Raw genomic sequence first — 19587 nt, 5'->3', positions numbered from 1 at the left:
CCCGATAGGAAAGACGGCTGGTCCGGCTGTGCTCCGATCCCGTGTCGCTGCGGCGTCGTGCCTTCGTCACGGCGAGACCGCGACGTTACGCCCTGAGCCTGCTCGCGAAGACGCCCACGGCCACCGGCGTAGCCGTGGGTGGAAGTACGCGGGCTCGACTCGGTCAGTGGCCCTGGATGTAGACATGAACCTTGGCGAAGTCACGCGCGGCCAGGTGATCCTTGCGGATGCCCCAGATCAGGTACGCGCCGTCACCCCAGACCATCCCGGTCCTGGTGTCCTCGGCCACCTGCAGCAGCGTGACCCACTGTCGCGCCTCTTCCTGGAAGGCCGGATCGCCGTACGAGCCGGTGCCGGCGGCATGTGCCACCACGGCCTCGACCGGGCTCTGGAGCGCGTCGGAGTACCCGCCCACCTGATGCGGCGGCCCGGCCTCCCACGCGCCTTCGTACATCGTGAGTTCCTGGGCGAAGGTCTCGCCGGTGGCCTCGTCCAGCACGTGGTCCCACACCGCCTCCTCCGCCGCTTCGAGGCTCCCGAAGACGTCCACCAGAGCCGGATGGTTCCGCTCCGGCCAGCTCGGCTCGGTGGACGCGGCGAGCGGCAGCTCGGAGTACACGTGGGCGCGGTCGTCGGGCGCGGCCCGCTCGGCGACGGCGGTCCCCGACGGCACGTAGATCACGTGGGACTCCTCCATCTCGGCCGCGACGAAGAACAGCAGCGTGCCGGTGTCGGGAAGAGCGATGTCCACCTCGTAACCCGCCAGCTTTCCGCAGTCGAGCTCGGCGACGAACGACATCGGCCAGGCTCCGTTCGCGCGCGACGGCCAGGCCATGCCGTCCGGCAGCTTGGCGACGCCCCCGAGCCGCCCGACCACGATCTCCCCGTCCTCAGCCGCCGACAGCCGGATGGCGGGCCGTAACAACCCGATCAGCCGCTCCGCTGTCGCCGAGGGCAGCTCCTCTCGCGCGAACTCCGCGACGTCACCGCTCCAGTCCGTCATGCCGCCATCCTGCCCCACGGGTACGACACAACCTTCGTGCCGCGAGCGGCGTCCTGACGCGGGCCGTCGCGGGCCGTCGCGGGGCGGTGGCGAGCCGCCGCGCGACGGCATCGCGCTCGTCAGCCCCGCTTCGGAGGACGCGTGCGCATGGGGGCCGCGATGCGGTTCCACAGATTGATCTGCGCCACCTGGGCGACCAGGTACGCGGCCTCCTCCGGCTTGAACGCGGCGGACACCGCGTCCCAGACCTCATCCGACACGCCGTCCGGCTGCTTCGTGACGGCCTCGGTGTAGGCCAGCGCGGCCCGCTCGGCGTCGGTGTACAGCTCAGACTCCCGCCAGGCGGACAGCTGGTAGATCCGATCCTGCGTCTCGCCGAGTCGCAGCGCCTCGTGGACGTGCATGTCGACGCAGAAAAGGCAGCCGTTGAGCTGCGAGCCGCGGATCTTGACGAGCTCGCGGACCGTGGCGGGTAGCGGCCCCTCCTGGATCGCCTGCTCCGCCTGGAGGAACGCCTTGTACATCTCGGGCGCCGACTCTGCGATGTTCAAGCGTGACATCGTGTTTTCGCCTCTCTCAGTCTCTTTCCGGTTGTCGCCAGGAAGACGAGATGGCGCCCGCCGATGTGACGGCCGTCGGCAGAAAAGATTCGCGAAGATTCAGCGCGTCGGGCCGATTTGCGGGAGTTTGTCCGGATTCAGCACCCGCCGGATCGCCAGGATCCGGCCGTCGGCCGCGACGTCGAAGGTGTCGACCAGCGTGATCCGATTGTCTCGGTACGCCACCAGCGCGGGCTCTCCGCCCACCTCGCGGAGAACGAGAGGAAAGAGCCCAAACCCCCACCGCCGGGACACGCGGGACAGCACCATGGCGATCCGCTCACCACCAGAAATGATCTTACGTGCGGCGGAGACCTTGCCGCCGCCGTCGGTGACGTACACCGCGTCGGGATGCAGCAGCTCGACCAGGGCCTTCAGATCGCTCTCCTCGTACGCGGCGCGGAACGCCGCGAGCACCCGCTCCTGCTCCGAGCGACTCGCGCGCGGCCGCTGCTTCACCGTGACCACCCGGCGCCGCGCCCGCGAGGCGAGCTGGCGGCCGGTGGCGGGGGTGACGCCGAGCACGGCGGCGATGCGCTCGAAGGGCACCTCGAAGACGTCGTGCAGCACGAACGCGACCCGCTCGGGCGGCGTGAGCTGATCCATGACGACGAGCATCGCCATGCTCACCGACTCGTCGACGAGCACCGGCTCCGCGGCGTCCGGGCCGGTCAGCAACGGCTCCGGCAGCCACGGACCGACGTACGTCTCACGCCGCACCCGCGCCGACCGGAGGATGTCGTAGGACCTGCGGGCGGCGACGGTCACCAGCCAGGCGCGCAGATCCTCGACCCCGGACAGGTCGGCGGCGGCCGCGCGCAGCCAGACGTCCTGCGCGACGTCCTCGGCGTCGCTGACCCCGCCGAGCAGCCGATAGGCCACCCCGAAAACCGCCGGCCGGTGCCGGATCCACTCTTCCTCGGTCACGCACAGACCGTACAAGCGGTGCCGGACAGGCGCGCCTACGGCCTGAGGGGCGTGGCGGCGGAGCGTTCGGCCAGGAGGTGGACCGCGAGCCCGGCGAGCACCGTGCCCATGATGTAGCGCTGGACGCTCAACCACCTCGGCCGCCGGGCCAGGAAGGCGGCGACGGTGCCCGCGGTCAGCACGATCAGCCCGTTGACCGTCAGCGCGACGCCGATCTGCGTGAGCCCGAGCAGCAGGCTCTGCACGGCGACGTGGCCGCGCCCGGGATCGACGAACTGCGGAAGCACGGACACGTACACGATCGCGATCTTGGGGTTGAGCAGGTTGGTGACCAGCCCCATCGTGAACAGCCTGCGTGGTGGGTCCACGGGCAGCTCCTTGGGCGCGAAGGCGGACACGCCGCCGGGGCGTACCGCCTGCCAGGCCAGCCAGAGCAGATACCCGGCGCCGGCCAGCTTGATCGCGGTGTACAGCACCGGCACCAGCGTGAAGACGGCCGCGATGCCCGCCGCCACCGCGGTGACGTACACGAGGAACCCGGCCGCCACGCCCGCCAGCGAGATCAACCCGGCGCGGCGTCCCTGAGTGATCGAGCGGGAGACCAGATAGATCATGTTGGGTCCCGGTGACAGGACTATCCCGAGTGCCACCGCGGCGATGCCCGCGAGAGCGGTGCTGCTGACCATGTCGCTCGCTTTCCCCGGATATCCGGCCCGTCGATGATCCGAGGCTATGGTGCGAGCAATTCCGCGTGCAATAGTTATATTGTTCTCGGTGCAATCTTGTAAATGTAGTGAGGTGTGATGGAGGAGTACCGGGTCGTCGCCGACGAGGTGGCAGCGGAGATCGCGGCGGGCCGCCTGCGGCCCGGAGACCGGCTGCCTCCCCAGCGCGCGTTCGCGCGGCGGCGCGGCATCGCGAACTCGACCGTGAGCCGCGTCTACAGCGAGCTCGCCAGGCGCGGTCTCGTCGTGGGCGAGGTCGGCCGCGGCACCTTCGTACGGGCGGCGCGGCCGCTGCCCGGTCCCTCGCTCACCGAGCCCGCCACGGCCAGGATCGACCTGGAGCTGAACTATCCCGTGGTGCCCGGCCAGTCCGCGCTGCTCTCCCAGGGGCTCGGTCCGCTGCTCCGGCCCGAGGTGCTCGGGGCCGCGTTACAGCCGCTCGGGGCGGCGGGAACGCCCGCGTTCCGTGAGGCGGCCGCCGGATTGCTCGGCCGGGCGGGATGGGAACCGGACCCCGCCCGCGTGCTGTTCGCGGGCAACGGACGACAGGCGATCGCCGCCGCCGTGGCCGCTCTCGTGCCCCCGGGGGAGCGTCTCGGAGTGGAGGCGCTCAGTTATCCCGTGGTGAAGGCCATCGCGCACCGGCTCGGCGTGACGCCCGTCCCCCTGGCGATCGACGGTGAGGGGCTGTGCCCCGACGCGCTCGCCGCCGCGCATCGCGGCGCCCCGCTGCGCGCGGTCTATCTCCAGCCGACCCTGCACAACCCGCTCGGCGTCACCATGCCGGGTACACGGCGCGAGCAGGTCGCCCGTACGCTGCGCGAGCTGGACGTGTCCGCGATCGAGGACGGCATCTGGGCGTTCCTTGACGACGGCGCGCCGCCGCCGCTCGCCGCTCTGGCCCCGGACCACGTGATCCTCATCGACAGCCTCTCCAAGCGGCTGGCGCCCGGTCTGACCGCGGGCTTCGCCGTAGCACCCGCGGGGCACGCCGACCGGGTCGCCGCCGCGCTGCGTTCGGGGGCCTGGACCGCGTCCCGGTTCGCCCTCGACGCGGCCGTCCGGTGGGCGGCCGACGGCACCGTGGCCGCCGTCGCCGAGGCCAAGCGGGCCGACGCGGCCGCGCGGCGGCGGGTCGCGGAGGAAAGACTCGCCGGTTTCACCGTACGAGCCGACCCGCATGCCTACTTCTGCTGGTGGGAGCTGCCGGAACAGTGGCGGGCCGAGACCTTCGTCGCCGCCGCGGCGCGAAGGGGGATCGCCGTCACACCCGCCGCCTCGTTCGTCGTCGGGTCGAGGAGCGCGCCCAGCGCCGTACGGCTCGGCCTCGCCTCCCCGCCCGTGGAGACCCTGTCGTACGCGCTGGACGTGTTGGCCGGGCTCGCTCGCGGTACCCCCGAGGACGCGATGGATGACTGAGCCCGTTCCAACCCATCGGTCCGGCGTCGCGGCCCGCCGGCTCAGGCGACGATAGGGGTCAGGAAGATCCAGATGTGGCCGAACGGGTCACGAAGCATCGACTGCCGGGCACCGTAGGGCATGTCGGTCGGAGAGGAGAGAAGTTCGGCCCCGGCTGCCACGGCCTGGGCGGTCAGCGCGTCCACGTCCGGCACGTAGACGTGCAGGGCAACGGACGCGCCGCCTTCACCAGTGGGCGTGAACGGCGCGTCGGCGTCACCGAGCATGAGAGTGGAGCCCTGGACGCTGATCTCGGCGTGGACGATCCGCCCGTCATCCCCGTCGAGCCGGAAGAGTTCGGAGGCACCGAACGCCTTGGCGTAGAACGTGATCGCCTCCGCGGCCCCGTCGACCATGATGTGGGGGATGACCGCGTATTTGTAATGCTCGGGAATCTCCATGCGGCCATGCTAGGAACGCTTCGATCGACCCGGCATCGGGCGAGGGACCCCCTTCGCACTCCGTCGATAGCCCTAGGCCGAGCGAAAAGGCTCACTGATTTGGGCCCGGGCGAGCGCGTTCACGTCGCTCAGGCCACCCGTGAGCATGGTGACCACGGCCTTCGGCGCGATCTTCGCGGCGCCGAGGTCGACCGCGCCGCGGACGGCCGCGTCCTCGCCGCCTTCTGTGACCAGGCCTTCCATCTCATCGTGGGGGCTCCTCCGAGTGACGTTAGCGTTCGCATTCCGAGCATGATGGAGTCAGCGCCGACAAGCGGGAATCGGCCCTCAGTCAAGGCGTTGGGCGTAGCCACGTCAATAGGCGTTACGTCCGTGTTTCGGTGTAACCGGACCGTGACCCGGGGCCATCTTGACGGTGGATCGTGTTAACGCTCACAGTCTTTTCCAAGTCGTTGAGAGGAGTAACCGGTGGGACCGAACGCCGAGCAGCGCCCGCCCGTGATGGCCGACGTGGCCAAACTGGCGGGGGTGTCGCACCAGACGGTCTCGCGCGTCCTCAACGACCATCCGAACGTCCGCGCGGAGACCCGCACCCGGGTCATGTGGGCCATCGACGAACTCGGTTACCGCCGCAATCTCGTCGCCCGGGCGCTGGTGACCAGGCACTCGCGCACGCTGGGCGTCGTCAGCTTCGACTCGACGCTGTACGGCCCGGCGAGCACGGTCTACGGCATCGAGCAGGCCGCCAGGGCCGCGGGCTACTTCGTGAGCATCGTGAGCCTGCGGACGATCGACCGCGCCGGGGTGACCGACGCCATCGGCTACCTGGCCGAGCAGGGCGTCGACGGCGTCGTCGTGGTCGCGCCGCAGCGCTCGGCGGCCCGGGCGCTCGACGACCTGCCGGCGGGCATGCCCGCGGTGGCCGTCGAAGGCGGTCACGCGGGCGACGTCCCGGTGGTCAGCGTCGACCAGGTCGAGGGTGCCAGGCTGGCGACCCTCCACCTGCTCGACCTCGGGCACGAGACGGTCTGGCACGTCAGCGGGCCGGCCGACTGGCTGGAGGCCGAGGGGCGGACCGAGGGCTGGCGCGCGGTGCTGACCGCGGCCGGGCGGCCCGTCCCCGAAGTGCTCGCCGGCGACTGGAGCCCCCGATCGGGCTACCGGGCGGGCAAGCGCCTGGCCGCGATGGCCGACCGTGTCACCGCGGTGTTCGTCGCCAACGACCAGATGGCGCTCGGCGTGCTGCGCGCCCTGACGGAGGAAGGAGTGAAGGTCCCCGAGCAGATCAGCATCGTGGGCTTCGACGACATACCGGAGTCGGAGTTCTTCTCCCCGCCGCTCACCACGATCAGGCAGGATTTCGGGGCGGTCGGCAGGCGCAGCATCGACCTGCTGGTCCGGCAGATCCAGTCAGGTGGTCCATTGCACGAGCGTCTCGTCGTGCCTCCCCAATTCATCGCCAGGGCCAGCACCTCGCCCTTGCGCTAGCCGTACGGAATCGAGAAGAAGCGCTCTACCGGCTGTGTGGTGTTAGCGCTAACAGCAAGAAAGGACCCCCCAGTGTTGAAGAGGATCTCGGCACTGTTCCTGGTCGGTGCCACCGCGTTGACGATGGCCGGGTGCGGGAGCAGCGGCGGTTCGGGCGGCTCCGGCGGCTCCGGAGACGGCAAGATCACCATGGGCTTCGCCCAGGTCGGCGCGGAGAGCGGCTGGCGCACCGCCAACACCAAGTCCGTCCAGGAGTCGGCGAAAGAGGCCGGCGTCACCCTGAAGTTCTCCGACGCGCAGCAGAAGCAGGAGAACCAGATCAAGGCGATCCGCTCCTACATCCAGCAGAAGGTGGACGTCATCGCCTTCTCGCCGGTCGTCGAGTCCGGCTGGGACACGGTGCTGAAGGAGGCCAAGAACGCGAACATCCCGGTGATCCTCACCGACCGCGCGGTGGATTCCAAGGACACCAGCCTCTACAAGACCTTCCTCGGCAGCGACTTCGTGGAGGAGGGCCGCAAGGCCGGTCAGTGGCTGGTCGACGAGTACAAGGACGGCACGGACACCGTGAACGTCGTCGAGTTGCAGGGCACGACCGGATCGGCGCCCGCCAACGACCGGAAGGCGGGCTTCCAGGAGGTCGTCTCCGCCGATCCGAAGTTCAAGATCATCGCTTCGCAGACCGGCGACTTCACCCGCGCCAAGGGCAAGGAGGTCATGGAGGCCTTCCTGAAGTCCAACCCCAAGATCGACGTGCTCTTCGCGCACAACGACGACATGGGCCTCGGCGCCATCGAGGCGATCGAGGGCGCGGGCAAGGTGCCGGGCAAGGACATCAAGATCATCACGATCGACGCGGTCCACGACGGCATGCAGGCGCTCGCCGACGGCAAGATCAACTACATCGTCGAGTGCTCCCCGCTGCTCGGCACCCAGCTGATGGACCTCGCCAAGAAGGTCGTCAATGGCGAGCAGGTGCCCGCCCGCGTGGTGACCGAGGAGACCGCCTTCACCCAGGAACAGGCCAAGCAGGCTCTGCCCACGCGCAAGTACTGACCGGACCCGGGCCGTCCCTCACCGGACGGCCCGGCCGTCGTGATCGCCTCCGCGCGAGGCGGTCCGGCCACGAGGACGAGAGGGGCGCCGCATGGCCGTACCCGCGCCGATCCTGCGGATGAACGGGATCGGCAAACAGTTCCCCGGCGTGAAGGCACTGGACGGTGTCGACTTCCGGCTTCTGCCGGGCGAGGTCCACGCGCTGATGGGGGAGAACGGCGCCGGCAAGTCGACACTGATCAAGGTGCTGACCGGCGTCTACGACATCGACGCCGGCGAGATCGAGCTGGAGGGACGGCGGGTCGCCTTCTCCAGCCCGCTCGCCGCCCGGCACGCGGGGATCAGCACCGTCTATCAGGAGGTCAACCTCTGCACCAACCTCTCGGTGGCCGAGAACATCTTCATCGGCCGGGAGCCGCGCCGCCTGGGTCGCATCCAGTGGACGACGATGCGCCGCCGGGCCGCGGAGATCCTCGCCCGACTCGACCTCCACATCGACGTGTCGGCGCCGCTGGCGTCGTACTCGCTGGCGATCCAGCAGATGGTCGCGATCGCGCGGGCCGTGGACGTCGACGCGAAGGTGCTCATCCTCGACGAGCCCACCTCCAGCCTGGACGCCGGCGAGGTGGCCCAGCTCTTCCGGGTGATGCGCCGGCTGAAGGACCAGGGCATCGCGATCCTGTTCGTCTCCCACTTCCTCGACCAGATCTACGAGATCTCCGACCGGATGACCGTCCTGCGCAACGGGAAGCTCGTGGGGGAGTACCTCACCCGCGAGCTCGGCCAGGTCGACCTGATCGGCAAGATGATCGGCCGCGAGCTGGCCGACCTCGAACGTCTGGAGGGCAGGCCGCTCGCCCGCCAGAGCGAGCCTCTGGTCGAGGCCGCGGACCTGGGGCGCGCCGGGTCCGTCCAGCCGTTCACGCTCACGATCCACGAGGGCGAGGTCGTCGGCCTGGCCGGGCTGCTCGGCTCCGGCCGCACCGAGGTCGCCCGGCTGCTGTTCGGCGCCGACCACGCGGGCAGCGGCTCGATGAAGATCGGCGGTGAGTCCGTCAACCTGCGTACGCCCCGCGCGGCGGTGCGGCGCAAGCTGGCCTTCTGCTCGGAGAACCGGCGGGCCGAGGGACTGATCCCCGACCTCACCGTCCGGGAGAACCTCGTCCTCGCCCTCCAGGCGGCGCGCGGCTGGACCAGGCCCATCCCGCGACGCAGGCAGGACGAGCTGGCCGACAAGTACATCGCCGCGCTGAACATCCGGCCGGCCGACCCCGACCGGCTCATCAGGAACCTCAGCGGCGGCAACCAGCAGAAGGTGCTGCTGGCGCGCTGGCTGATCATGGAACCTCGCCTGCTCATCCTCGACGAGCCCACCCGCGGCATCGACGTCGGCGCCAAGGCCGAGATCCAGCGCCTGGTCGCCGAGCTCTCCGACGGCGGGATGGCCGTGCTCTTCATCTCGGCCGAACTGGAGGAGGTGCTGCGGCTCAGCCACAAGGTCGGCGTGCTGCGCGACCGCCGGCTCGTCGCCGAGCTGGACAACGACGAGGCGCTGACGACCGACACCCTGACGGAGACGATCGCGAGCGGAGCCCGATCATGAGCCGGTTCCTGAGACACCGCCTGTTCTGGCCGGCGGTCATCCTGGCCGCGCTGCTGCTGCTGAACCTGGTGTTCACCGACCACTTCTTCAGCGTCGAGATCAAGGACGGCCACCTCTACGGCAGCCTGGTCGACATCGTCCGCTTCGGCGCGCCGCTGATCCTCGTCGCGCTCGGTATGACGCTCGTCATCGCCACCGGCGGCATCGACCTGTCGGTCGGCTCGGTCGTCGCGATCTCCGGCGCGCTGGCCTGCCTGCGCATCAGCGACCTCGGCGACCAGAACTCGACCGGCGGTGTGCTGGGGGCGGTGGTTCTCGCGCTGGCACTGTCGCTGGTCCTCGGCGCGTGGAACGGCTTCCTCGTCGCCGGGATCGGCATCCAGCCGATCATCGCGACGTTGATCCTGATGGTCGCCGGTCGCGGCCTGGCCCAGCTCGTCACCGACGGGCAGATCATCACCGTCAACAGCTCGCCGTACAAGCTCATCGGCGGCGGTTACTGGTTGACGCTGCCGTTCGGGATCATCATCGTGGCGGCGGTGCTGGCCCTCACCGCGTTCCTCACCCGGCGGCTGGCGCTGGGCCTGCTGATCGAGTCGGTCGGCGGCAACGCCGAGGCGAGCCGCCTCGCGGGCATCAGCGCGCGCGGCGTGCTCATGATGGTCTACGCGTTCTGCGGGTTGTGCGCGGGCGTCGCCGGCCTGATGATCAGCTCGAACGTCTCCAGCGCAGACGGCAACAACGCGGGCCTGTGGATCGAGCTCGACGCGATCCTCGCCGTCGTCATCGGCGGCACCCCGCTGGCCGGTGGCCGGTTCTCCCTCAGCGGCACGGTGCTGGGCGCGCTCATCATCCAGACGTTGACCACCACCATCTACTCGATCGGCGTCCCGCCGGAGACGACGCTGCTGTTCAAGGCGCTCGTGGTGACGATCGTCTGCCTGCTCCAGTCCCCGGCCTTCCGGGAGAAGGTGTTCCACCGCCGCAGGCGCCCCACATCGGCGCGCCCGGCGGCCGAAGAGAAGGCGACGGTCACGGCATGACGAGCACCACCGGCCCGCTTGCCGGACGCCGTACGCTCCCGCGGAAGTACATCCCGGTCCTGGTGACCGCGGCCCTGTTCGTGGCGATGTTCGTGGCGGGCGGCATCCGCTACGACGGTTTCGCCACCGGGCAGATCATCCTCAACGTCTTCATCGACAACGCCTTCCTGCTGGTGGTCGCCGTCGGGATGACGTTCGTGATCCTCACCGGCGGCATCGATCTGTCGGTCGGTTCGGTGGTCGCGCTCGCCACGATGATCTCGGCCGTGCTGCTGCAGCACGGCTGGCCGGCGTACGCGGTGATCGCCCTGGTGCTCGCCATCGGCGCGGTGCTCGGCCTGGGAATGGGCGCGATCATCCACTACTTCGAGATCCAGCCGTTCATCGTGACGCTGGCGGGGATGTTCCTCGCCCGCGGCCTGTGCTACACGATCGGCACCGACTCGATCTCGATCGAGGACGCGACGTTCACGGCGTTCGCCCAGAGCCGGATCGAGTTCGGCGGCGGCATGTGGGTCTCGCCGAGCGTGCTGATCACCGCCGTGGTCGTGCTGGCGGCGGCGTACGTGCTGCACTACACGCGGCTCGGCCGCAACGTCTACGCGACCGGCGGCAACGAGCAGTCCGCGCTGCTCATGGGTTTGCCGGTGGCCCGGACGAAGATCGCCGTCTACACGATCAGCGGCTTCTGCTCCGCTCTCGGCGGCCTGCTGCTGTCCTTCTACATGTTGTCGGGGTACGGCCTGCACGCGGTCGGCATGGAGCTGGACGCGATCGCCGCCGTCGTCATCGGCGGCACCCTCCTGACCGGCGGCACCGGATACCTGCTCGGCACGGTGCTCGGCGTGCTCGTACTCGGGCTGATCCAGACGATCATCAGCTTCGAGGGCACGCTGAGCTCCTGGTGGACCAAGATCTTCATCGGTCTGCTGCTGTTCGCCTTCATCCTGCTCCAGCGCTTGATCGGCGCCCGCCGCAGGTAGCGGGCGCTGCGGCAGGTACCTCTCCCTTCTCCCGTTTTGGAGTGATGTGTGAACGCTAACAGCGAGCGCTGTGTCGTCGGCGTCGACTTCGGCACGCTGTCCGGCCGCGCCGTCGTCGTCCGCGTCGACGACGGCGCCGAACTGGGCGGCGCGGTCCACGAGTACGCCCACCGGGTGATCGAGGACGAGCTGCCCGGCGGCGCGCGGCTCGGCCCCGACTGGGCGCTCCAGTCGCCGGGCGACTGGATCGACGTGCTGCGCAAGGCCGTGCCCGAGGCACTGGCCGCCTCGGGAGTCGACCCGTCGCGGGTCGTCGGCATCGGCACCGACTTCACCGCCTGCACGGTGCTGCCCGCGACCGCCGACGGCACCCCGCTGTGCGAGATCACCCCCGAGCGCCCGCACGCCTGGCCGAAGCTCTGGAAGCACCACGCGGCCCAGCCGCACGCGGACCGGATCAACGCGCTGGCCGCCGAGCGCGGTGAACCCTGGCTGCCCCGATACGGCGGCAGGATCTCCTCGGAGTGGCAGTTCGCCAAGGCGTTACAGGTCCTCGACGAGGATCCCGAGACGTACGGCAGGGCCGAGCGCTGGATCGAGGCGGCCGACTGGATCGTCTGGCGGCTGACCGGTGTGGAGAGCCGCAACGTCTGCACGGCCGGGTACAAGGGCATCCACCAGGACGGCGCCTACCCCTCCGAGGACTTCCTGGCCGCGCTGAACCCCGCCTTCGCCGGTTTCACCGGCAAGCTCGGTCAAGAGCTCGCGCCGCTCGGCGGTCTCGCCGGTCGGCTGACCGCGCGGGCCGCCGGGTGGACGGGACTGCCCGAGGGGATCGCGGTCGCGGTCGGCAACGTCGACGCGCATGTCACCGCCGCCGCGGCCGACGCCGTGCGGCCCGGCCAGATGGTCGCCATCATGGGCACCTCGACCTGCCACATCATGCCGTCGGACCGGCTCGCCGAAGTGCCGGGGATGTGCGGGGTGGTGCGGGACGGCATCGTGCCCGGCCTCTGGGGTTACGAGGCGGGCCAGTCCGCCGTCGGTGACATCTTCGCCTGGTTCGTGGAGAACTTCCTGCCCGCCGCGTACGCCGAGCGGGCCGCCGAGCGGGGGCTCGGCCCGCACGAGTACCTGACCTCGCTCGCGGCCGAGCAGGAGGTCGGGCAGCACGGGCTGGTCGCGCTCGACTGGCAGGGCGGTAACCGCTCGGTGCTGGTCGACCACGACCTGTCCGGCGTGGTCGTCGGCCAGACGCTCGCCACCCGGCCGGAGGACGTCTACCGGGCGCTCATCGAGGCCACCGCGTTCGGCGCCCGGATCATCGTGGAGACGTTCGAGGCCGCCGGAGTGCCGGTGGAGGAGTTCGTGGTCGCCGGTGGCCTGCTCAGGAACTCCTTCCTCATGCGGACGTACGCCGACGTGCTGCGCCGCCCGCTGTCGGCGATCGGCAGCGACCAGGGGCCGGCCCTCGGCTCGGCGATCCACGCCGCAGTCGCCGCGGGCGAGTACGCCGACATCACGACCGCCGCGGCGGCCATGGGCAAGCGGCACATCGGCGCGTACGTGCCCGATCCCGAGCGGGCCGACGCCTACGACCGGCTGTACGCCGAGTACCGCCGGCTGCACGACCACTTCGCGGACGGCGGGCTGCTGCACCGGCTCCGCGCGATCAGGAACGAGGCCGGCGCATGATGATCAGGGAATTGCGGGAGACCGTGTGCCGCCTGCACGCCGAGCTGGTGCGATACGGCCTCGTCGCGTGGACGGCGGGCAACGTCTCCGGCCGGGTGCCCGGCGAGGACCTGTTCGTCATCAAGCCCAGCGGGGTGTCCTACGACGACCTGACGCCGGAGTCGATCGTGGTGTGCGACCTCGACGGCGTCGTGGTGGAGGGCACGCTCTCGCCCTCCAGCGACACGGCCGCGCACGCGTACGTCTACCGGTACATGCCGGAGGTGAACGGCGTGGTGCACACCCACTCCACGTACGCGTCCGCCTGGGCGGCCAGGGGAGAGGCGATCCCGTGCGTGCTCACCGCGATGGCCGACGAGTTCGGCGGTGAGATCCCCGTGGGCCCGTTCGCGCTGATCGGGGGCGACGACATCGGCAAGGGTGTCGTCGAGACGCTGTCCGGCCATCGGTCGCCCGCCGTGCTCATGCGCAACCACGGTGTCTTCACCGTCGGCGACTCGCCCAGGTCGGCGGTGAAGGCCGCCGTGATGTGCGAGGACGTCGCCCGCACCGTGCACGTGGCCCGGCAACTCGGCGATCCGCTGCCGATCGCGCCCGAGGACATCGACCGTTTGCATCACCGCTACCAACACGTTTATGGACAGAGGAGTCACCTGTGAAGCTGTGGTTCTTGACCGGTAGCCAGGGCCTGTACGGCGAGGACACGCTGCGGCAGGTGGCCGAGCAGTCCATGCGGATCGCCGCCGCGCTCGGCGAGGCTCTGGGGGAGACGTCGTCGTACGAACTGGAGTGGCGGCCCGTGCTCACCGACGCCGGAGCCATCCGGAGGGTGTGCCTGGAGGCGAACGCCGACGACGAGTGCGGCGGCCTGATCGCATGGATGCACACGTTCTCCCCGGCCAAGATGTGGATCGCCGGGCTGGACGCGTTGCGCAAGCCGCTGCTGCACCTGCACACGCAGGCGAACGTGGAGTTGCCGTGGAGCTCCATCGACATGGACTTCATGAACCTGAACCAGGCGGCGCACGGCGACCGGGAGTTCGGCCACGTCCAGTCCCGGCTCGGCGTACCGCGCAAGACCGTGACCGGGCACGTGAGCGACCCCTCCGTGGCCGCGCGGGTCGGGGCGTGGGCGCGGGCGGCGGCCGGCCGGGCCGAGGTGGGCTCGCTGAAGCTGGCCAGGTTCGGCGACAACATGCGCGACGTGGCGGTGACCGAGGGCGACAAGGTGGAGGCGCAGCTCCGGTTCGGGGTCTCGGTGAACACCTACGGGGTCAACGAGCTGGTCGCGGTGGTGGACGCGGCCTCCGACGCCGACGTGACCACGCTGACACGCGAGTACGACGAGCTCTACCGGCTCGCGCCCGAGCTGCGGGAGGGCGGTGAGCGGCACGCGTCCCTCCGGTACGCGGCGCGGATCGAGCTCGGCCTGCGGCACTTCCTCGACGGCGGCGGGTTCCGGGCCTTCACCACCAACTTCGAGGACCTGGGCGGGTTGCGCCAGCTCCCCGGCCTCGCCGTACAGCGCCTGATGGCGGACGGGTACGGCTTCGGCGGCGAGGGCGACTGGAAGACGTCGGTGCTGCTGCGGACCCTGAAGGTGATGTCGGAGGGGCGGCCGGGCGGCACCTCGTTCATGGAGGACTACACGTACCACCTGACACCGGGGGAGGAGCTCATCCTCGGCGCGCACATGCTGGAGGTCTGCCCGACGATCGCGGCGGGCACGCCGTCGTGCGAGATCCACCCGCTGGGCATCGGCGGCCGCGAGGACCCGGTGCGGCTGGTGTTCGACGCCGAGCCCGGTCCGGCGGTCGTGGTGGGGCTGGCCGACATGGGCGACCGGTTCCGGCTGGTGGCCAACGAGATCGACGTGGTCGCCCCGCCGGAGCCCTTGCCGAGGCTGCCGGTGGCCCGCGCGGTCTGGCGCCCCCGGCCCGACCTGCGCACCTCGACGGAGTCGTGGCTGACGGCCGGCGCCCCGCACCACACCGTCCTGTCGGCGGCGGTCGGCGCCGAGGAGCTCACCGACTTCGCCGACATGCTCGGCGTGGAGCTGCTCGTCATCGACGCAGACACCACGCCCCGGCAGTTCGCCAAGGAGCTGCGCTGGAACCAGGCCTACCACCGCCTCGCCCGCGGCCTCTGACACCGGACGGCGTCGCCGGCACCCGGCCGTCAGCGTGCTCGCCTTCCGATGAGGCAGGTGAGCACGGCCGGCACCGGCCCCGTCAGGTGGCGGGGGCCGGTGCCGTCCTCCCGGTGGTGCCGGTGCCGATGGCGTCGAGAAGGTCGAGGCCGATGGACCGCACCTGCGCCACCACGACATGGGTGGACAGCCCGGACGAGTCGGTGAGCGCGGCGCCCACCGACTCGGCCGCCGCGACGGCGGCCGCCCGTGCGTCTCCCGGCGGCCTGGTCCCGGCGAGCTCGTCCTGCAGGAGGCGGACCGCGCTCGTCATGAGACGCAGCCCCTCGACCACCTCTTTCGGGACCTGTTCACCGTCGATCAGCGCTCTGAGGGTCCGGCGGGCGAGCACTCTGGAGTTCCGCAGCGCGTAGTCGAGCGGCGCGCGCGCCCCGACGTAGCGGTCGAGCGCCCGGCGGCTTCTCCATCGGATGGGCGAGATGATCGAGATCTCCGTCCCGGTCTCCAGCGCCTTCTCGAACGCCTCGATGGACGTGTGCGTGCCCCGTACCGCCTCCAGGGCGTCCGCGGCCTGCGTGGGATCGCGCCTCTCGATCGCCTCGGCGGTCGCGAGCAGGGTGCCGGCGAGCGCGTCGAAGATCGCGGCGGCGTGGTATCGGGCGAGAGCGACCGGGTCCGCGGGCAGCAGGGCGACCATCGCGATCCCGATGAGGCCGCCGGTCAGCGCGTCGATCATCCGGTGGAAGCCGCCCGTCCCGCCGGGAGGCAGCAGGGTGGCGACGAGTACGGCGGACGAGCCCGCCTGCAGGACGATGACGGAACCGGTGTCCAGGAAGACCGCGGTGGCGAGGGCCAGGGCGACGACCAGAGCTATCTGCCAGGGACCGGAGCCGATCTGCGAGATCAGCAGGTCTCCGACGCCCACCCCCACGGTGACCCCGATCACCATCTCCGCCAGGCGGCGGAGCCGCTGGCCGAGCGAGATGCCGACGCAGATCACCACGGCGATCGGCGCGAAGAACGGCCGCGGGTGTTCCAGCACGTCCTTCGCCACGCTCCACGCGAGAGCGGCGCCCGCGGCGCACTGCGCGATGGGCGGTGCCATGACCACCAGCCGTCGCCACCGCTTGCGGACCCCTGTGCCCGCCCTGGCTCCACTCCATTTCACGATGTAGACCCTTATATCCCTTTCATTGCGATATGCGTGTCAAAAGTAGTGTTCGCCGGAGGCGTGTCGAGACGGTAAGGCGGACTTTTCGCCCGGGTTACGGGTGATCCCCGGTCGGGCGACGGCGCCGGATCTCGGCGCGCTGCTCGCCGCCGAGGCGCCGTCGTGACGGATGTTCTCGATTGTCGGTGGGACACGGCACGATGTGCGCATGACTGACGCACTCCATGCCACGCCGCTCGCCGACCAGGCCGCATACGCCCAGGCCGTGCGTGACGCGGTCGACGCCGCCGCCGCTTACTACGGCGCGGGCGACTCCGCTCTGGACGACGACGCCTACGACCGCCTGGTGCGCGGCATCGAGGCGTACGAGGCGGCCCACCCCGAGCACGTGCTGCCCGGCTCCCCCACGGGGAAGGTCGCCGGCGGGGCCGTGGTCGGGGACGTCCCGCACACCGTCCCGATGCTGAGCCTGGACAATGTCTTCTCCGCCGAGGAGCTGGCCGGGTGGGCGGCCGGGCTGGAGCGGCGGCTCGGCCGCCCCGTCGAGATGTGGAGCGTCGAGCCCAAGCTCGACGGGCTGGCGGTGTCCGCCCGCTACCACGGCGGGCGGCTGGTCCAGCTCGTGACGCGCGGCGACGGCGTGGCGGGGGAGGACGTGTCGCACGCGATCGGCACCGTCGTCGGCCTGCCAGAGACGCTGTCGGAGCCGGTGACCGTGGAGATCCGCGGCGAGGTGCTGATGACCGCCGCCCAGTTCGAGGAGGCGTGCGCCAAGCGCACCGCCCATGACGGCACCACGTTCGCGAACCCGCGCAGCGCCGCCGCCGGGACGCTGCGTGCCAAGGACCGGCCCTACCGGTGCGAGATGACGTTCTTCGGGTACGGCGCGCTGCCGTTGCCGCCCGACGACGCGAGCGAGCTGGCCGGTCGGCTGCGGGAGCTGCCGCACAGCCGGATCATGGACCTGGTCGCCGGCCTCGGCGTGCGGACCACCGGCGCGACCCCCGTCGGCGTGATCGCCGTCGCCACGGTCGAGCAGGTCCAGACCCGCGTCGAGGAGATCGCCGCGGTGCGCGCGGAGCTGCCGTTCGGCATCGACGGCATCGTCGTCAAGGCCGACCTGGCCACCGACCAGGAGCAGGCCGGGTTCAGCTCACGGGCGCCCCGCTGGGCCATCGCCTACAAGCTGCCCGCGGTCGAGAAGATCACCAAGCTGGTCGAGGTGGAGTGGAACGTCGGCCGCACCGGCATCATCGCGCCGCGCGCGGTGCTGGAGCCGGTACTGCTGGACGGCAGCGTGGTCACCTACGCCACGCTGCACAACCCGGCGGACATCACCCGGCGCGGCCTCATGCTCGGCGATCACGTCACCGTCTACAAGGCGGGCGACGTGATCCCGAGGGTGGAGGCGCCCGTGGCGCACCTGCGGACCGGTGACGAGCGGGTGATCACGTTCCCGGACGTCTGCCCGAGATGCGGCGGCGAGATCGACGCCAGCCAGCAGCGCTGGCGGTGCGCCCGCGGCCGGGCCTGCCACGCCGTCGCCTCGGTCAGCTACGCCGTGGGCCGCGACCAGCTCGACATCGAGGGCCTGGGGGAGACCCGCATCGTCCAACTCGTCGACGCGGGTCTGATCGCCGACTTCGCCGACCTGTTCACCCTCACCCGCGAGCAGATCCTCGGCCTGGAGCGAATGGGCGAGACCAGCACCGACAACCTGCTGGCCGCCATCGAGCGGGCCAAGGAGAAGCCGCTGAACAAGGTGTTCTGCGCGCTCGGTGTCCGGGGGACCGGCCGCTCGATGTCGCGGCGGATCGCCCGCCACTTCGGCTCGATGGACGCGATCCGCGCCGCCGACGCCGAGGGGCTGCAGGCCGTGGACGGCATCGGACCGGAGAAGGCCGCCGCCCTGGTGGAGGAACTGGCCGAGCTCGCACCGCTGATCGACCGGCTCGTGGCGGCCGGGGTGACGATGACCGAGCCGGGCGTGACCGGGTCGGCCGCGACCGGGCAGGGCGCCGCCGGATCGGATGGCACGGCCGAGGCGGACACCGGACCCGCCGTGGAGCTCCCGCTCACGGGGATGGCCGTCGTCGTGACCGGCGCGATGAGCGGCCCGCTGGAGGCGCTGTCCCGCAACGAGATGAACGAGCTGATCGAGCGCGCCGGGGGCAAGGCGTCCTCCAGCGTCTCGGCCCGCACCTCCCTGCTCGTGGCGGGAGAGAAGGCCGGGTCCAAGCGCGACAAGGCCACCACCCTGGGCGTGCGCATCGCCACCCCCGAGGAGTTCGCCGCCATGGTCCACGCGTTCATCTGAGGACGGGTGAAAGCGATGATCACTCGCATCGATCGGTGTTGAATACCGGGATGACCGTGTACGACGTCGCCGCGAGGCTGCCCGAGATCCCCGCTCTGCGGGACCACTGCCGGGCGCTGGCCATGCTGGACGCCATCCTCAGCCCCGAATGGGAGTCCCGATATCACTCCTTCGACGCGCACTGGAGGCCGGGCGAGGAGATGGCCTCGATGTCCAACGGATCCGGGGACGCGTACAGCATCGTCTTCACCTCGGCCGGGGCGTACATCCGCGGCTTCGACCACGAGTCGCCGATGAGCCCGTGGGGGAACGACGACCTGGAGGTCTGGCCGGGGGTGCTCGACACCGTGCCGGAGGTCTTCCGGACCCAGGTCGCCGAGCCCGCCTTCACGAGGGACGGCGTACCCGACGTCACCGCCTGCCTGTGGCGGACGGCGACCGGAACCCGCTGGCAGACCGGTGAGATCGACTTCGCCGGTCATTCCGACGGCGCCGACTGGTTGTTCGGCCTGCTCACCGAGCGATCCGCCGATGCCTATCGGACGTGGGCGTGCGACTACTTCGAGACCGAGGTGCCTCTCGCGGCGGTCGAGCACGTCCACGCGCTGCGGCCGCTGACCGGAGACATCATCTGGGCGCTCAACGCCGACGTAAGTCTCGCGGATCTCGCCGACGACATCGCCGAGATCGGCTACCCGACCGACTGATCCTTTCGTTTCCACCCCCTGACTGGGGCCGGCTGCCCGCGAGTGGTGGCGGGTTGTCGACGCAGGAGTGGGGCGGCGTCGTCGAACCCGAGGTTGTCATCGTGGCTTGGCCCGGAACGCCCGTCGGGTGATTCCGACGGTGGCCGATCGAGTGGTTCGGACGGCGCTGAAGCCGGCGCTGGAACATCTTCGAGACCGAGACCGAGACCGAGACCGAGACCCGAGCCGGCCGCGGCTTGACGTTCACGTGCTGCCTCGCTGA

18 protein-coding genes are annotated in these 19587 nt (G+C 70.6%); 11 read left to right on the top strand and 7 right to left on the bottom strand.

The features are described from left to right. Positions 1-163: 163 nt before the first annotated feature. The 4 genes from IMZ11_RS04435 to IMZ11_RS04420 all read right to left on the bottom strand — a co-directional run bounded on the left by IMZ11_RS04435 (position 164) and on the right by IMZ11_RS04420 (position 3215). Entirely contained in the window at positions 164-1003 is an 840-nt protein-coding gene (locus IMZ11_RS04435) for a DUF1963 domain-containing protein (RefSeq protein ID WP_228637722.1), read from the bottom strand. Positions 1004-1122: 119 nt separating this feature from the next. Then, positions 1123-1563 carry a carboxymuconolactone decarboxylase family protein gene (locus IMZ11_RS04430; RefSeq protein WP_228637720.1) on the bottom strand — a complete coding sequence of 147 codons (441 nt, stop codon included), beginning with the start codon at positions 1561-1563 and terminating at the stop codon, positions 1123-1125. Positions 1564-1662: 99 nt separating this feature from the next. Further along, the gene (sigJ, locus tag IMZ11_RS04425; RefSeq protein ID WP_228637718.1) at positions 1663-2529 is read right to left on the bottom strand and encodes an RNA polymerase sigma factor SigJ; all 867 of its coding nucleotides are present in this window, start codon (positions 2527-2529) and stop codon (positions 1663-1665) included. A gap of 35 nt (positions 2530-2564) precedes the next feature. Beyond that, positions 2565-3215: a LysE family translocator gene (locus IMZ11_RS04420; RefSeq protein WP_228637716.1), complete on the bottom strand. Its 651-nt coding sequence runs from the start codon at positions 3213-3215 to the stop codon at positions 2565-2567. A 117-nt stretch (positions 3216-3332) separates the two neighbouring features. Between IMZ11_RS04420 and IMZ11_RS04415 the strand changes: the two genes are divergently transcribed. After that, positions 3333-4673 carry a PLP-dependent aminotransferase family protein gene (locus IMZ11_RS04415; protein WP_228637714.1) on the top strand — a complete coding sequence of 447 codons (1341 nt, stop codon included), beginning with the start codon at positions 3333-3335 and terminating at the stop codon, positions 4671-4673. Positions 4674-4714: 41 nt separating this feature from the next. Here the strand turns inward: IMZ11_RS04415 and IMZ11_RS04410 are convergent, their stop codons facing one another. Further along, positions 4715-5113: a VOC family protein gene (locus tag IMZ11_RS04410; protein ID WP_228637712.1), complete on the bottom strand. Its 399-nt coding sequence runs from the start codon at positions 5111-5113 to the stop codon at positions 4715-4717. A 72-nt stretch (positions 5114-5185) separates the two neighbouring features. Next, entirely contained in the window at positions 5186-5356 is a 171-nt protein-coding gene (locus tag IMZ11_RS04405) for a hypothetical protein (RefSeq protein WP_228637710.1), read from the bottom strand. Between the two features lie 258 nt (positions 5357-5614). Between IMZ11_RS04405 and IMZ11_RS04400 the strand changes: the two genes are divergently transcribed. From IMZ11_RS04400 to araA, 8 genes are all read left to right on the top strand, one after another. Continuing rightward, entirely contained in the window at positions 5615-6601 is a 987-nt protein-coding gene (locus IMZ11_RS04400) for a LacI family DNA-binding transcriptional regulator (RefSeq protein WP_061258153.1), read from the top strand. A gap of 72 nt (positions 6602-6673) precedes the next feature. Next, positions 6674-7657, top strand: coding sequence for an ABC transporter substrate-binding protein (locus tag IMZ11_RS04395; protein ID WP_228637708.1), 984 nt, complete (start codon positions 6674-6676; stop codon positions 7655-7657). A 91-nt stretch (positions 7658-7748) separates the two neighbouring features. Further along, on the top strand, positions 7749-9260 hold the full coding sequence (locus IMZ11_RS04390) for a sugar ABC transporter ATP-binding protein (protein WP_228637706.1): 1512 nt from the start codon (positions 7749-7751) through the stop codon (positions 9258-9260). Continuing rightward, the gene (locus IMZ11_RS04385; protein WP_228637704.1) at positions 9257-10303 is read left to right on the top strand and encodes an ABC transporter permease; all 1047 of its coding nucleotides are present in this window, start codon (positions 9257-9259) and stop codon (positions 10301-10303) included. The genes IMZ11_RS04390 and IMZ11_RS04385 overlap by 4 nt, the downstream gene beginning before the upstream one ends. After that, positions 10300-11286, top strand: coding sequence for a galactofuranose ABC transporter, permease protein YjfF (yjfF, locus tag IMZ11_RS04380; RefSeq protein ID WP_228637702.1), 987 nt, complete (start codon positions 10300-10302; stop codon positions 11284-11286). The genes IMZ11_RS04385 and yjfF overlap by 4 nt, the downstream gene beginning before the upstream one ends. Before the next feature lie 48 nt (positions 11287-11334). Beyond that, on the top strand, positions 11335-12981 hold the full coding sequence (gene araB, locus IMZ11_RS04375) for a ribulokinase (protein WP_228637700.1): 1647 nt from the start codon (positions 11335-11337) through the stop codon (positions 12979-12981). Beyond that, the gene (locus IMZ11_RS04370) at positions 12978-13640 is read left to right on the top strand and encodes an L-ribulose-5-phosphate 4-epimerase (RefSeq protein ID WP_228637698.1); all 663 of its coding nucleotides are present in this window, start codon (positions 12978-12980) and stop codon (positions 13638-13640) included. Before araB ends, IMZ11_RS04370 begins: the two co-directional genes overlap by 4 nt. After that, entirely contained in the window at positions 13637-15130 is a 1494-nt protein-coding gene (araA, locus tag IMZ11_RS04365; protein ID WP_228637696.1) for an L-arabinose isomerase, read from the top strand. The genes IMZ11_RS04370 and araA overlap by 4 nt, the downstream gene beginning before the upstream one ends. A gap of 82 nt (positions 15131-15212) precedes the next feature. Here araA and IMZ11_RS04360 read toward each other — a convergent pair whose 3' ends face one another. After that, the gene (locus IMZ11_RS04360; protein WP_228637694.1) at positions 15213-16298 is read right to left on the bottom strand and encodes an aromatic acid exporter family protein; all 1086 of its coding nucleotides are present in this window, start codon (positions 16296-16298) and stop codon (positions 15213-15215) included. Between the two features lie 211 nt (positions 16299-16509). Here IMZ11_RS04360 and ligA point away from each other — a divergent pair, with 211 nt between their 5' ends. Beyond that, positions 16510-18618: an NAD-dependent DNA ligase LigA gene (ligA, locus tag IMZ11_RS04355; protein ID WP_228637691.1), complete on the top strand. Its 2109-nt coding sequence runs from the start codon at positions 16510-16512 to the stop codon at positions 18616-18618. A gap of 50 nt (positions 18619-18668) precedes the next feature. After that, on the top strand, positions 18669-19325 hold the full coding sequence (locus IMZ11_RS04350; protein ID WP_228637689.1) for a hypothetical protein: 657 nt from the start codon (positions 18669-18671) through the stop codon (positions 19323-19325). Positions 19326-19587: the final 262 nt, after the last annotated feature.

Source organism: Microtetraspora sp. AC03309 (genome assembly GCF_020826795.1).
GTDB classification, from domain to species: Bacteria; Actinomycetota; Actinomycetes; order Streptosporangiales; family Streptosporangiaceae; genus Microtetraspora; species Microtetraspora glauca.
Note: the sequence above shows the minus strand (reverse complement) of the source record. Positions and strands in the feature narration are given on the sequence as shown.